At 66.5% G+C, this 14,024-nt stretch carries 11 protein-coding genes and 1 pseudogene; 7 read left to right on the top strand and 5 right to left on the bottom strand.

The window, feature by feature from the left end:
• Nucleotides 1-45: 45 nt before the first annotated feature.
• Nucleotides 46-1,056, top strand: a complete 1,011-nt coding sequence (locus AC099J_RS17175; RefSeq protein WP_479616491.1) for an AraC family transcriptional regulator — start codon at nt 46-48, stop codon at nt 1,054-1,056.
• Nucleotides 1,057-1,131: 75 nt separating this feature from the next.
• On the opposite strand, the gene AC099J_RS17170 is transcribed toward AC099J_RS17175, so the two are convergent.
• Together AC099J_RS17170 and AC099J_RS17165 are read right to left on the bottom strand one after the other, a co-directional pair.
• Complete coding sequence (locus AC099J_RS17170; RefSeq protein ID WP_479616490.1) at nt 1,132-1,443, bottom strand: hypothetical protein; 312 nt, start codon at nt 1,441-1,443, stop codon at nt 1,132-1,134.
• A 296-nt stretch (nt 1,444-1,739) separates the two neighbouring features.
• The gene (locus AC099J_RS17165; RefSeq protein WP_479616489.1) at nt 1,740-2,738 is read right to left on the bottom strand and encodes an AraC family transcriptional regulator; all 999 of its coding nucleotides are present in this window, start codon (nt 2,736-2,738) and stop codon (nt 1,740-1,742) included.
• A 133-nt stretch (nt 2,739-2,871) separates the two neighbouring features.
• On the opposite strand from AC099J_RS17165, the pseudogene AC099J_RS17160 reads away from it, so the two are divergent.
• The 4 genes and pseudogenes from AC099J_RS17160 to AC099J_RS17145 all read left to right on the top strand — a co-directional run bounded on the left by AC099J_RS17160 (nt 2,872) and on the right by AC099J_RS17145 (nt 6,606).
• A pseudogene (locus tag AC099J_RS17160) lies at nt 2,872-3,599 on the top strand (alcohol dehydrogenase catalytic domain-containing protein).
• 21 nt (nt 3,600-3,620) lie between these two features.
• Nucleotides 3,621-4,469: a TauD/TfdA dioxygenase family protein gene (locus tag AC099J_RS17155; RefSeq protein ID WP_479616488.1), complete on the top strand. Its 849-nt coding sequence runs from the start codon at nt 3,621-3,623 to the stop codon at nt 4,467-4,469.
• 29 nt (nt 4,470-4,498) lie between these two features.
• On the top strand, nt 4,499-5,557 hold the full coding sequence (locus AC099J_RS17150; RefSeq protein ID WP_479616487.1) for a beta-keto acid cleavage family enzyme: 1,059 nt from the start codon (nt 4,499-4,501) through the stop codon (nt 5,555-5,557).
• 17 nt (nt 5,558-5,574) lie between these two features.
• Nucleotides 5,575-6,606, top strand: coding sequence for a YeiH family protein (locus AC099J_RS17145; RefSeq protein ID WP_479616486.1), 1,032 nt, complete (start codon nt 5,575-5,577; stop codon nt 6,604-6,606).
• A 350-nt stretch (nt 6,607-6,956) separates the two neighbouring features.
• On the opposite strand, the gene AC099J_RS17140 is transcribed toward AC099J_RS17145, so the two are convergent.
• The 3 genes from AC099J_RS17140 to AC099J_RS17130 all read right to left on the bottom strand — a co-directional run bounded on the left by AC099J_RS17140 (nt 6,957) and on the right by AC099J_RS17130 (nt 12,570).
• Nucleotides 6,957-9,236 carry a S8/S53 family peptidase gene (locus tag AC099J_RS17140; RefSeq protein ID WP_479616485.1) on the bottom strand — a complete coding sequence of 760 codons (2,280 nt, stop codon included), beginning with the start codon at nt 9,234-9,236 and terminating at the stop codon, nt 6,957-6,959.
• The gene (locus AC099J_RS17135; RefSeq protein WP_479616484.1) at nt 9,233-10,321 is read right to left on the bottom strand and encodes a phosphatase PAP2 family protein; all 1,089 of its coding nucleotides are present in this window, start codon (nt 10,319-10,321) and stop codon (nt 9,233-9,235) included. Before AC099J_RS17135 ends, AC099J_RS17140 begins: the two co-directional genes overlap by 4 nt.
• A gap of 191 nt (nt 10,322-10,512) precedes the next feature.
• Nucleotides 10,513-12,570, bottom strand: a complete 2,058-nt coding sequence (locus AC099J_RS17130) for a winged helix-turn-helix domain-containing protein (RefSeq protein WP_479616483.1) — start codon at nt 12,568-12,570, stop codon at nt 10,513-10,515.
• Between the two features lie 375 nt (nt 12,571-12,945).
• On the opposite strand from AC099J_RS17130, the gene AC099J_RS17125 reads away from it, so the two are divergent.
• Both AC099J_RS17125 and AC099J_RS17120 read left to right on the top strand, forming a co-directional pair.
• Complete coding sequence (locus AC099J_RS17125; RefSeq protein WP_479616482.1) at nt 12,946-13,236, top strand: hypothetical protein; 291 nt, start codon at nt 12,946-12,948, stop codon at nt 13,234-13,236.
• A gap of 188 nt (nt 13,237-13,424) precedes the next feature.
• A complete protein-coding gene (locus AC099J_RS17120) occupies nt 13,425-14,012 on the top strand; it encodes a helix-turn-helix transcriptional regulator (RefSeq protein ID WP_479616481.1) in 588 nt (195 codons plus the stop codon).
• Nucleotides 14,013-14,024: the final 12 nt, after the last annotated feature.

The following is a 14,024-nucleotide window of genomic DNA, read 5'->3' as shown; positions in this document are numbered from 1 at the left end:
AGTTGATGATTCGGGACACATACTTGCGCACTTGGGACACCGCCCGTGACCGCCCCCCTGCTCCCCATCCGCAGTGCCAGCCTGAACGGCTACACCGAAGTCGTGCGCGCGCTGGGCCACGACCCGCAGCCGCTGCTGCGCACGGTCGGCCTGTCGGCGCGGCTGCTGCAGGACCCGGAAACACTGATCTCCTCGGATGCCGTCTGCGAGCTGCTGGAGCAAACGGCGGCGGCCACGGGAGCGGAAGACTTCGCGCTGCGCCTGGCCGCCCTGCGCGATCTTTCCAACCTGGGGCCCATCAGCCTGGTGCTGCAGGGCGAGCCCACGCCGCGCCAGGCGCTGGACACGCTGTGCCGCTATCTACGACTGCTGAACGCGTCGCTCGTCACGCGCATCGAGGACGCCGGCAGCGCCGTGCTGATCCGCGAAGACCTGGTGTTTCGCGGCGCGCGGCCGATCCGCCAATCCATCGAGCTGGCGGTCGGCGTGATGTTCCGCATCCTGCGCGAGCTGATCGGCCCGCAATGGCGGCCGCTGGGCGTGAGCTTCACGCACCGACCGCCGGCCGACCCGGCCGCGCACCGCGCGTTCTTCGGTCTTCGCGTGGCCTTTGACCAGGAGTTCAACGGCCTGCTGTGCGCAGCCGCAGATCTGCAGACCGCACAGACGCCGCGCAACCTGGGCGTGGCCGGCTTCGCGCGCGGCTACCTCGAGTCGGTGCTGTCGAGCCGGCGCGTCGGTTCCGCCGAGACCGTGCGCCAGCTGATGCTGGCCCTGCTGCCGGGCGGGCGCTGCACGTCACAGCAGGTGGCCCACCATCTGCGCATGGACCGCCGCACATTGCACCGGCACCTGGCGGCCGACGGGTTCAGCTTTTCGGACCTGCTGCAGCAGCTGCGCAGCGAGACAGCGCAGCGGCACCTGCGCGAGAGCGACCTGCCGGTGGCCGACATCGCCGGGCTGCTGGGCTTCGCATCCGCCAGCGCATTCAGCCACTGGTTCCGCGCGAGCTTTGGTTGCAGCGCGCAGCAGTGGCGGCGCCAGGCGGGGGGATAGGTAGGGGCAGGCCACTGCCGCCCCTCTGGGCGACTGCGTTGGTGGCACGCTAGTAACGGAGCCCGGCAGAGGCGATCAGGCGCGCGGGTCGCGTTCGCGCGGCACGTCGGGCATCGAGTTGACTTCGGGCGACCGTCCCGCACCCGGAATGCCTTCGCTGATGTGGCGCTCGGTCTCGACGCCAACCTTGGGCGCGGTGCCTTCCTTCGTCCCGGCCTGGCCGCCGCAATCGGACTGGCCGCCCTCCTGCACCGTTGCCCCCTGGCGCGGGCGGTGATCTCCGTCAGCTTGGTACGCGTGATCCTTGCCGCTGATCGGTGTCGACTCCATCGCCTCGGTGGCCTCCGCACGCTCGCCGTTCGGATCGAGCTTATTGTTGCTGGACATGGCGTGTCTCCTGAAAAGTGTTGCTGCAGACTATTACGTGAGCGCCGACAGGAATGTCGGACGGTGGCTGAGACTGCGATCAGCATGGGTGCCGCCGACTGCTGTGCACGGCACGGACCCAAGAAGCCGTCCCCCACACGCGTTCTCCGAATCACAAGGCGTCATCGCAGGTCATCACCTCGCCATCGCCTGGATGCTCAGGCGCTGGCGGCTCATCTCGAGATGCCTCGGCCATCCGCTTACGCCCGATCTACGGCGCCGGGCAGCACTGAGAAGTTGCCCGCCCGCAGCCGCCCTCAAGCGAGCGGGCTGGCCTGCCGCCGCCACACCTCCGGCGCACACCCGAACTGCGCCACGAACCAGCGCGTGAACGCGCTGTGCGTGCTATAGCCCAGCATGGCCGCCACCTGGCCCACGCTGTAGCGCGCGTTGCCCAGGTACTGCACGGCCAGGTCACGGCGTACTTCATGGAGCAGCGCCGCGAAGGTGACGCCCTCGGCGTCCAGCTGGCGCTGCAGCGTGCGCAGGCTCATGCCCAACCCCTGGGCCACCGCCTCGCAGGTCGCACGGCCCGCAGGCAGCATCAGGTAGATGGCCTTGCGCACCTGCTGCTGCAGCGATCCACGGCCCGCAGTCTGCGCCTCGACCACCTGCTGCGCGTAGCGGGCAAGGCCAGGATCGGCGCCCGGGTTGGGCACGTCCAGGTCCGCAGCCGCGCAGGCGAAGCCGCTGAACCCGCCGTCGAACACCAGCCGACAGCGAAACAGCCGCCGGTGCAAGCTGGCATCGGCCGGCGCGCCGTGCGCGAAGTACACGCTGGCGGGCCGCCAGCGTTCGCCGAACAGCGCGGCGCACATGCGGTACAGCACGCCGACGGCCAGCTCGACCGACTGTCGCGCCGGCACGCTGGAGACGATCTCCTCGCGCACGATCACCATGCGGCCGGTGTCTTCGATCTGCATCGCCAGTGATTCGTTGACCAGGTGCAGGTAGGCGATCAGCGTGGCCAGCACGTCGCGCAACGTGGGCTGGTGCGTCAGCAGCAAACTGACCACGCCCAGGTCGGACAGCTGGCGCGACTGCGCCATGCGCAGTCCGAAGGTGTCGCAGCCGGTGACCGCGGCGGCCTGCTCCAGCAGCTGCACCACGGCGCTGGCAGGAATGCGCTGCTCGGGCTGGCGCAGCACGCCGGGCTTGAGGCCCACGCGCCGCAAGGCCGCAGCGGCGTCATGGCCCAGGCTGCGGGCCACCTCGGCGAAGTTCGTCAGCGCCGCCGCGCGCACCTGAACTGCCATGGCCATCCCCGTGTGGTGGAAAGCGAAATTGTGGCATCGAAAGCTAAGCCGATGGCATGGATTGCAAAGCGCAGCCCTGCCCTGTTTCCTACAGTACCCCTACCGAATCCCCACGACGAAAGCGAGACAGACCATGGCCACAGCCGTCAAGTTCCACACCACCGGAGGCCCCGAGGTATTGCGTCTGGAGCCGGTAAAGATCGGCGAGCCTGGCCCCGGCCAGGTGCTGCTGCGCCATGTGGCCGTGGGTCTGAACTACGCCGACACCTATTTCCGCAACGGCACGTACCCCGTGCCACTGCCCAGCGGCATGGGCGTCGAAGGTGCGGGCGTGGTACAGGCGCTCGGCGCCAACGTGCACAACGTGGCCGTGGGGGACCGTGTGAGCTACACCGGCTTTGTCAACACCCTGGGCGCCTACAGCACAGAGCGGCTGGTGCCGGCCGATGCGCTGATCCGCCTGCCCGAGGCGATCTCGTGCGAGACGGCTGCGGCCATGACCATGCGCGGCCTGACCTCGGCCTACCTGATGCGCCGCATCCACCCCTTCAAGGCGGGCGACACTATCTTGCTGCACGCGGCGGCGGGTGGTGTCGGGGCACGGCCAGCGGCCCCATCCCCCCGTTCGATCCGGCCATCCTGGCGCGCAAGGGCTCGCTGTACATCACGCGCCCAGCGCTCGCCGACTACATCGCCGACCCGGCCGAGAAGGCAGAGCTGGCGGCCGAGATGTTCGGCCACATCGCGGCCGGCCGCATCAAGATCGAAATCAACCAGCGCTACGCACTGGAAGACGCCGTGCAGGCGCACCGCGACCTGGAGTCGCGCAAGACGACCGGCTCGTCCATCTTCGTCATCTGACCGGGCTAAGGAGACACCACCATGCGCATCCAACCCCTGACCTGCGCCCTGGGCGCTGAACTGCTGGACGTAAGCCTGGCCGACGCGGCCCGCGACGCCGACCTGTTTGCCGACATCAAGGCCGCGCTGCTCGTGCACAAGGTGCTGTTCCTGCGCGACCAGCGCATCAGCCGTGCCGACCACGTCGCCTTCGCACGCCGCTTCGGCGAGCTGGAAGACCACCCCGTGGCCGGCAGCGACCCGGAGCATCCGGGCCTGGTGCGCATCTACAAATCGCCCGAGCAGCCCAACGACCGCTACGAGAACTCCTGGCACAGCGACGGCACCTGGCGCGAGGCGCCCGCCATGGGCTGCGTGCTGCGCTGCGTGGAATGCCCGCCGGTGGGCGGCGACACCATGTGGGCCAACATGGTGCTGGCCTACGAGAAGCTGCCGCAGCACATCAAGGACCTGATCGCCCCGCTGCGCGCGCGCCACAGCATCGAGTGCACCTTCGGCGCGGCCATGCCCACCGAGAAGCGCCACGCCCTGAAGGCCCAGTTTCCCGATGCCGAGCACCCGGTCGTGCGCACGCACCCCGAGACCGGCGAGAAGCTGCTGTTCGTGAACGGTTTCACCACCCACTTCACGAACTTCCACACGCCCGAGAACGTGCGCTACGGGCAGGACTTCACGCAGGGCAGTGCCGCGCTGCTGCAGTACCTGATTGCGCAGGCCGCCATCCCCGAATACCAGGTGCGCTGGCGCTGGCAACCCAACAGCGTGGCGATCTGGGACAACCGCGCCACGCAGCACTACGCCGTGATGGACTACCCGCCGTGCCACCGCAAGATGGAACGCGCAGGCATCGTCGGCACGCCCACTTTCTGACCCACCCATACACAACGGAGACCTTTGCCATGAACTTCCTCGACGGCCACCTGTTCCCCGAGAACCAGCAACCCCTGGTGATCACCGCCGCACCGTACGCGCCCTCGTGGGTTCCGTCGGATTTCCCGGGCGAGATCGCCGTGACCATGGACGAGCAGATCCAGAAGGCGGTGGACTGCTACAACGCCGGCGCCACGGTGCTGCACCTGCATGTGCGCGAGCTGGACGGCAAGGGCAGCAAGCGACTGTCCAAGTTCAACGAGCTGATCGCCGGCGTGCGTGCCCGCGTGCCGGAGATGATCATCCAGGTCGGCGGCTCGATCAGCTTTGCGCCCGAGAGCGATGGCGCGGCCGCCAAGTGGCTCAGCGACGACACACGCCACATGCTGGCCGAGCTGGACCCCAAGCCCGACCAGGTGACGGTGACCATCAACACCTCGCAGATGAACATCCTGGAGCAGTTCGACATGCGCGACATCCAGGGCACGTCGATGGAAGACCCGGCCGTGTTCAACGCCTACAAGGAGATGACGGTACCGGCGCAACCCGGCTGGGCCGAAGAGCACATCCGCCGCCTCAGCGCGGCCGGCATCCAGAGCGCCTTCCAGTGCTACAACATCAACAGCTTCGAGTCGGTCGAGCGGCTGATGCGCCGTGGCATCTACAAAGGTCCGCTGGTGCTGAACTGGGTGGCCATCGGCGGCGGCATGGACGCCCCGAATCTCTACAACATGGCCAACTTCGTGCGCGCCGTGCCCGATGGCGCGATGCTGACAGTGGAAAGTTCGGTCCTCAACGTGCTGCCGGTCAACATGATGGGCATCGCCATGGGCCTGCACGTGCGCTGCGGCACCGAAGACAACCTGTGGAACCAGTCGCGCAGCGCCAAGATCGGCACCGTGGCGCAGATCGAGCAGCTGGTGCGCATCAGCCGCGAATTCGGCCGCCCGATCGCCACGGCGCAACAGGCGCGCGAGATCTGCAAGATCGGCGTGTTCTACGACAGCGTGGAAGAGACGCTGCTGGCCAACGGCTTCGCGCCGAATCGCAACGGCGCGCAGCAGGGCTTCCTGCGCAAAGCCGCCTGACTTCTTCAAGGACCCCCATGCACGCCGTACGCGCCCGACTGTCCGAGCTGTCTCCCGGCGTGATGGTGGTCGCCATCGTGGCGGTCGCGGCGCTGTACCTGGCCGGCCACTACGGCGCGCCGGTCATGCTGTTCGCACTGCTGCTGGGCATGGCCATCAACTTCCTGTCGCAGGAGGGAGGCTGCCGGCCGGGCATCGAGTTCGTGGCCAAGCGCGTGCTGCGCTGGGGCGTGGCGCTGCTGGGGCTGCGCATCACGGCCGCGCAGGTGCAGGCCATGGGCTGGGAGCCAGTGGCCATGGTGGCGATCTCGGTCATCGCGACCATCGCGTTCGGCATCGTCATGGCCCGCATCATGGGGTTCAAGACCTTCTTCGGGCTGCTCTCGGGTGGGGCCGTGGGCATCTGCGGCGCGTCGGCTGCGCTGGCGATTTCGGCGGCGTTCCCGCAGCACCCGCTGAAGGAGCGCGCGACGCTGTTCACGGTCATCGGGGTCAGCAGCCTGTCGACACTGTCGATGGTGCTGTACCCGCTGGTGGCGCGCTGGCTGGGGCTGGACCCGTTGCACGCAGGCTTGTTCCTGGGCGGCGCCATCCACGACGTGGCGCAGGTGGTGGGCGCAGGCTACAGCATGGGCCACGAGACGGGCGACGCGGCCACTGTGGTCAAGCTCATGCGCGTGGCGATGCTGGTGCCCGTCATCGGGTTGGCGGCGTGGATGACACATGCGCAGGCGGCGCGGCTGACCCGCCAGGCTGGTGGGCCGGTCGCTGCGGCGGCGCAAGACAAGCCGCCGCTGCCGTGGTTCGCGGCGGCGTTCGTGGTGCTGGTGGCGGTGAACAGCCTGAACGTGTTGCCCGCAGCCGTCGTCAGCGCGGGCAACTCCACATCGCAGATCTTTTTGGTGGCGTCGATGGCGGCCATCGGCATGAAGACGCACTTGAAGGACATCCTCAGCGTGGGGTGGAAGCCGGTGGCGCTGATGGTGCTGGAGACGGTGTTTCTCGCAGCGCTGTTCTATGGGTTGATGCGCCTCTTCGATATCGCTTGACCAGCAGGCTACTCGCGCCCGTACCGGTCGACTTCTGCGCGCAACTGGTTGCGCGTGCCGCTGCGACACGCCCTTGACGTCACGGCGAGCAGTGGCGACGGCAGCCACACCATGAAGTTCGCCGTCTCACGAACCACGGCGGCGGGCGACTCTGAGAGCGTCAGCCCCGACGCGTTGAGCTTGACCGAATTTACGGGTCACTGCTATTTCGCAGCTGCGCGTGCTAACGCACAGTTCGCCGTCAGAAGCTCTCGCGGGGCTCGTCAGCGGGTGCCTCCGGCTGGAGCTCTTCCTGCGGAGGGACGTAAGCAAAGCGCTCGCCCATCAAGCGCATCCTCTTCAGTCGTCCCTCAGGCCTGCTCACCGCCTCCCTCGCCCGCTGCGCCATGCGCTGCGGATTCCCGATCCTTGCACCATGTCCCATGTACACCATGTCGGAGCAAGCCGTCGATGGCGAACACCTCAAACGGCACATCCTGGCGCCGGCCTTCACCGCGCAGACCGGGATCTGCCGATGGCTGGCGCTCTGGCGCGCAATCCACTTCCGGCGGTGGCGCGGGTGGGAGTGGCGGAGCGGTTGACGCACCGCCAGCCAGCCGCACTGCCAACTCCCGGGCATACACGGCGCAGGCAGCACTGGTGCCGTTGATGCGCGTGATGGCACCCGAGACAAAGCCCATGCTCTTCACGCCTGGCAGGTTAAGGCTCCAGTCGGCGGGCACCACGGCGTCGGGCAGAGAGCTGCCCAGCACACCCGCACGTCGGGGCCCGGATGCGGAATAGTCTGACAGGCGACCGTCCGCTCGCATGGCGCCGACCACGTGGGCGTGAGGGTGCCGCAAGGTAGCAATGCCGTTGAGCGTACCTTCGGGCGTCGCATTGTTCTGTCGAAACTCTTCAGCACACGAGTCCGGGAAGTACGCCTGCCGACTACCCCATGCCCGGTCGGGCGGCGCGTCGCCGCGCTCCACGTAGGCGTCCACGGTGATGCTGGTGCGGCCGCGGTTCTCCAGAGTCAAGGTCCACACACCAGCCTGGCCTTGCATCTTTCGGCGACGGCGTTGGTTCAATCCACGTGGCGCGAACGAGCGACTGTCGTCGGCCATACCCGTCGGGCGCGTGTTGCCTATAGCCAGCAGGATCATGGTGCCCCCCGTTCCTTGGGCCACCTGGTCGGCGTAGATCGCGCCGAAATGCACTGTCTTGGGGACGTTTTTATCCACGTCGGCGTACAGCTTGGCCTGGCCGCGTTCGATCTTGAACGGGTCAGTCGAGCCCGGTGGCCGGATGGCCAGCACCACGTCCGCTGTCGCGGGCAACCAGAACTCGACGAAGGTGTCGCCCGCGTTGTCGGGTAGCACGCGCAGCACGAGTTGGGCCGTTGCACCGGCACTGCCCAGCGCCGTCAGCCGACGCTGGGCGTGGCATCCGGCCCGGTGTGCGTTCCCTGCCGCAAAGACGAGATGCAGATGCGGGTGCAGCGTTAGCGCTTCAACGAAAGCACGCTCCAACATGGACGACCCATCGTGCGGGCCGCCATGAACGCCGTAGCTCAGATTGACCACCAGCGGCCGAGCCTGTTGGGGATCCGGGCGCGTGTGCTCCTCATGCCACAGGATGAAGCGTAGGCCATCGAGCGCGCGCATGGCCAGCGAGCCGCCTGCCGTGTCGTTGACGGTACGGGTGGGCAGTTGCACCATGGCAAGTCCGCTGATGTGGCCGGGCCACTCGACCGCCTTTGTGGCCGCCGACAACCACGGAGCCATCAGACCCAGCACCGCCGCTCCGTGCGTCTGTCGGGGTGCCGGGGCGAAGTACAAGCTGCGAAAGTACTCGTCGCCGGAGACCGGCCCGGGAGGCTTTCCGGTGTTAGGCATCGGCTTGAGGCGTCGGCCGTAGAAGAAACCACGCCAGCGCATTCCAATGCCGATGCAACCCGGTGGGGCCGAGGCTTGCTTGACAAATGGCAGGTCCCAGTACGCGTCTGGCAGATTCGGATTTGGTCCGGGCTTGCTGGTCTGCGAGGTCGAGCTATTGCGCTGCTCCCAGCCCTGGTCCCACAAGTGCACGCGATCAGCCTGGGCCGGCACCGAATCGCGCACTCTGGCGAATGGCAGGCCGTCGTCAATGATGCCGAGATAGATGTTTGGTTCGTGCGGGCGAAGCGTCTGGATTGCGGGGGTCGCCTTCCGTAGCGTCATGAGTTGCAATAACTTCAGCACCAACCTGATCGCCTGCTCCGAAAGGTCCGCGCGCGCGTCCTGCAAAGTAAACCGGACGGCGGTTCGCTTGCGCACCTCCTGCACGAGCTTGGCCAACCCCATGTAAGACACAAAGCCGGTCACAAAGCGCGTGTCCTGCTGTTCCAACCCACTCATCAGAAAGCACAACTCGAATTTCCCGCAAGGGTCGGTGTTGATCCGAAGGAAAAACTCCCAATACTCACTAGCGTCTGGCAGTTCGACCAGCACAGCGATGTCCAGACTCGGAGACGGTTCCTCGTCCGGGAACGTCGATGCCTCGGCCCAGACCAAGTACGGATCACAGGCATGCAGGTCGTCACGCGGCCATGCCGGCACGCCGCCCAGGTCGAGTTCGATGAGTTGCCTCCATTTCGGCGACGCCGTCATGGTCCCACCCATTCACGGCGCGCCAGCGTCCACAGGTCACGCAGCACCGGGGCAGCGGGCGCGACTTTCTGCGACAAGTCCACCGTTGACTTGCTGATGTACTGCTGAGCAGCATCGACGAACGCGTCGGAAGGGGGCAGTGCCTCTTCCCCCTTCACATCGCGCGGCTTGGGAAATGCATGCGCGCCGACGGTCAGCTGGGCCTTGGTCAGCGGCTGCATATCGTCGACGCTCAGCCACGCCACATAGCGCGCCAACATCACGCCGAGCGCCTGCCCCGCGATGGTGTCGACCGGGAAGTGCAGGCCAGCGACCACGCGGTTCTCGGCGATGCGCAGCGCCAGGCGGTTGAGCTGGCGGGCCATGCCATCGGAACGGCCTGGTGTCGGAATGGAGGGAGATGGTTTGATCGTCTCATCAGCACCAGGGTGTGTCGGATCGCCTGCCAGCAGCGGTAATAGTTCGGCCACGAAACACGCCTCGGTCGCGTGGCCGGACGGGTACGACGCATGGCCCGGCGTCAGCAACATCGGCTGGATCACGGCCGATCGCTCCGAAGCGCGTTGCACATTGAACGCATATTTGAACTGCATGCCAATCGAGTTGACGAACCGAAGGCCGACGCCGATCAGTTCCCAGGTGTAGCGGTGTCGTTCAGGTGACAGCCCAGCTATCGCGCTCCAATGGACGGTCTGCGGTACGACCTGTGTCAGGATCTCGGCCATGCGCTCGGCGCGCAGCGCTGCGAACGACTCCACCAGCGAGAGCTGCGCGTCGAACACCTCCCGCTTCAGTTCGCCGATGGTCACGAGCACAACGCCGCCAGGTCGGATTTTCAGACGCGCGCCCTGCTTGATTCGATCAAACCTGACGCAACGCTGCAGTTCCGCCTCCGCCAGCGCGGCCCGCACGCCCGACTGCAGCGCTGCGACCTGAAAGCGCGGGCGCCAGTCGTACTTCGGGTTGATCGTCTTGAGCGAAAGATAGCGCTGGCGCAGCAAATCGGGCGTTGGCTCGTGCACGCTCCACGCCGCTTCACCGGCCACCAGCGCCTCGCGCGTGGTGATCAGGGCGCTGGTGACCATGGGGTTGGACAGCCCCCCCGAGTAGGCCGGAAAGCCCGCCGACCCATCCATTCCGACAACGGGGCCGCCCGTGCTGGCCGTACTCGCAGTACTGGCCGTACTGGCAGTACTCGCAGTGCTGGCCGTGCTCGCCGTCCCAGCCCCTCCGCTCAATCCGCTTAAAGGTCCCCAAGCCATCTCGTTCTCCCGGTTCAGGCCGGTACTCCGGCCAATTGCAACGCCTGCGCCCACGGCTCGGCCAACGGGCCATCGCGGCCCGGAAAGCGTTCGCGAAACACACCCACGGTCAGACCGGGCTCGATTTCGCGCAACTGCTGCGCCGCGTGCCGGGCCTCATCCATGCGGTCGGACAAGACCAGCGCAATCACCAGCGTTCGCCAGGGCGAAGCATGATTGCGATTGGTCCGAATAGATTGCCGGCACAGCTGCACGGATCGGTCCCAGCGTCGGTTGGCCAACACCGCTGTCGCTGCGAACGAATCCAAGAAAGATTTCAGCGGGTCGATAGGAGACAGGCGCAGGGCATGCTCCCCAGACTCCTCGGCCTCGGCTCCGAGCCCCAGATAAGCCAGGCGCGCCGCACTGAAAAGCAGTGCCAGCGGCTCCGACGGGTTCGCTTCGATGGCCTCTTCGTACATGTGCCCAGCGGTGCCCAGATCCTTCAACAGATAGGCGTGCACCAAGCCGCCGATCGCCAGCGCCAGCGCATTGCGCGAGCCCTCATCGAGCGAACGGTGCACTAGATCCAACGCACAGCGCGCATCGGTCATCGGGTCCGGCGACCAGCCCTGCGACACCCGCAGCACATGCCACTTAGCCAGCCAGGCAGCGGCGATGCCCGCACAGCCTGGACGGGCGGCCAGGTAGTCCAGCATAGTGCGCGCACGCTCGAACACGCGCGGAGCCGTCTGGTGCATCAGGCCGATGGCTCCCAACAAAAGCGCGTAATTCTCCATCGCCGGCAGCGAAGCACCACGCGCGCGTTCGACAGCATGTCGAAACACAGCCTGACTGACTTCTTGCGCAATCTGCTGGCCAACGGAGGAGACCGGGTCAAACGCTGCGGCAAGCGTGGTCGAAACCTGCAGCGCATGCAAGATGGTGCCGCTGCGCACTTCCTGGAACTGCACTTGCAGCACCAAAGCGCTACCCACACAGCGGTACACGCCGGTCAACAGAAAGTGGGCCGACAGGCACTCGGCTTGGCCTGACAGCGTCAACCCCATGCGTCGCAATCGCCGCGACGACAGACCGGAAATCACGCACACGTCAGGAATGCGCGCCATGGAGGCAATCACCTCATCGGCTAGCGCCTCGCCCAAGAGGCCATCACCGTCCTGGCCCAGCAGGGACTCGAATGGCAGCACCGCAATGCTGGGACGGTAGCCACCCTGGTCGACCACGACCGCGTCTCCTGCAGGCGCAACCCCGGCGGCAGGTGCCAGTCTGTAGGCGCGATGCGTGCCATCGGCAACGCTCAGATCGCCCAAATCATCGACATCCGCATCGAGGCCTGGCACCAGTACGCTCATCATTCCTGCATCAACGAGCAGATCACCGTGCACCGCAACCGACACCAAACTGAAAGCGCGGTCGATCTCGGTCCGCAGTGCACCAGCGTCAGCGAGGTCGGCTTCGGCTTGCACGATGCCCAGGCTTCCATGCAATGTTCCCGCGCGCGCTGCCAGCCAACGCTGGGCCTTGACGGCCCACGCCACCGCGTTGCGCGCGTGCGGAAAGGTCAGCACGAAGCTTCCGCCCACCACACTGAGTACATGCGCCGACGGCTCGGCAAGCGCCTCGAGAAATGCCTGCACCGCGATGCCGTCGTCAGCCGCGCCAGGCAGCCGCGGCAGCCGATCCAGGCGCCCCGCCAGCACCGCGCCCTCCGGTCGCAACACAGGCGGCGTCGTGATCGAAGCCGAAGCAGCAGCGGCTGGAAGGACCGGCACTGGGGCCATCGACGCGGTAAACCGATATCCGCGACCGCGGACCGTGGTGATGGCTGCCTCGCCCAACAGCTTGCGCAGCGCCGAAACCTGCACAGAGAGGTTGTTCTCCTCCACCGCCAAACCCGGCCAAACCACGTCCAGCAACTCATCGAACTCCACCACCCGGTCACGTCGCTCGACCAGCGCCAGCAGGATGTCGAACGCGCGTCCACCGAGCCTCACAGGTTCGCCGGCTGACAGCAAGACGCGCTCGTCAGCGCGGAGCTCGAATCGACCGAACGTGAAGTTGCCAGGCACGGGTTCCCCCTTTGCTTTTTTCTTGAGACTTGGTGGGCCGGGGCCACTCTATCCAAGAACCCTCGCTAGCTCCAGCTTCTTTCACGAAGCTTAGGGATGTTTAGGCCGGTCTTCATCCAAATGAAGGACGAATCAGGCCGTGACGAACACAGTGGGAACCGTGGATCGGCGGCGCGCACGTCCTTGCTGCACCCCAATCGACCTACACCAAGGAGAAGATCGTGATGGACAACAACAGCAGGCCAACGAACCGTACGCCCTGTACGTCAGAAGCGGCTGAGCGGGCGCTCGCATGTGCAAACGGCAGTAGCGCGCCTCGCAACGCAGCACCTACCGTCGCGGCGCACAGCAGGCCGGTCACCGGGGAGCACGGCGATGCCACGAGACACTGACACAGCCCGACCCGCATCCCGCGCCACGCTGGAGATTCTTGGAACGGCAGGCGAGCCGGTCGTGATACGGGCTCAGGGTTCGGACGGCTTGCAGTCACGTCAGATCTTCCAGGGCGTCATGCCTGACACATCCAGCATGCGGCTGCGTGTCCCCCTCTCCACCCTGTTCGTCGTCGTAGCGGTAGGCGATCACAGCGCCCGCATCGACTTCCAGGACGGGCAGTGCTTCCAACAACTCGATCTGCGCCCACCGCGCAGCCAGCCAACCGATTGAGGCGCGCGAGCGTCTTGTGCCAACCCTTACGTCATCCGAGGAGAACGATCATGAGCCACCAATCCACATCCGTCAGCCCCGTGCGGCGCAGCGCAGACTGGCTCTTGAAGGCCCACAGTGAGCCCGACCACGCGGCCATTGAAGAAGTGCGGGGGCCTGAGCCGCCGAACCCGCGCGATGGGAAAGGGTTGGACAACCCCGGTGTACTTCACAGCGCCCTGGCTGCAGGCATGGACAAACTGTCTCACGGCGTGGCAGTGCTCGACGTGGATGGACATGCCCACTACGAGAATGCCGCCGCTCGAACCTTATTCAGCCGGTTGGGCTGGCCGCGCAGTGACACCGGGCTGCCGACGACGCCGCCCGATTGGGCTCCGGCGCTGCGGCAAGTCTGCCAACGTGGGCGCCGCGAGCTGCGGCGCATCGCGGTCAAGGACTGCGCGATGGTGGTCGTACTGGTGCCTTTGACGATTGCGGACCGCGAGTTCGCGTTTGCCGTCTTCGGCCGCGAAGAGCTGTGTGGCAGTGTCGAGCTGCAGATGTTCGCCCTGCACCACCAGCTGACCCATGCCGAAACGCTGGTGCTGCGCCAGCTGACCCGCGGGCTGCATGCCTCTGCCATCGCTGTGGAGCATGGCGTTGCATGCAACACCATCCTGACCCAGATCGCTGCGATCCGCTCGAAGACCAGGTGCAACAGCGTGCGTAGCCTGCTGGAGATGCTGGCCCGCATGCCCCCGATGCGGCCATTGCAGCCGGTGCCTGACGCGCATTGACGGGCCTGCTCA

Source organism: Rhodoferax sp. RT4P68, from assembly GCF_056521305.1.
The sequence above is the reverse complement of the archived record's forward strand: the minus strand, read 5'-3'. Positions and strand labels throughout refer to the sequence as shown.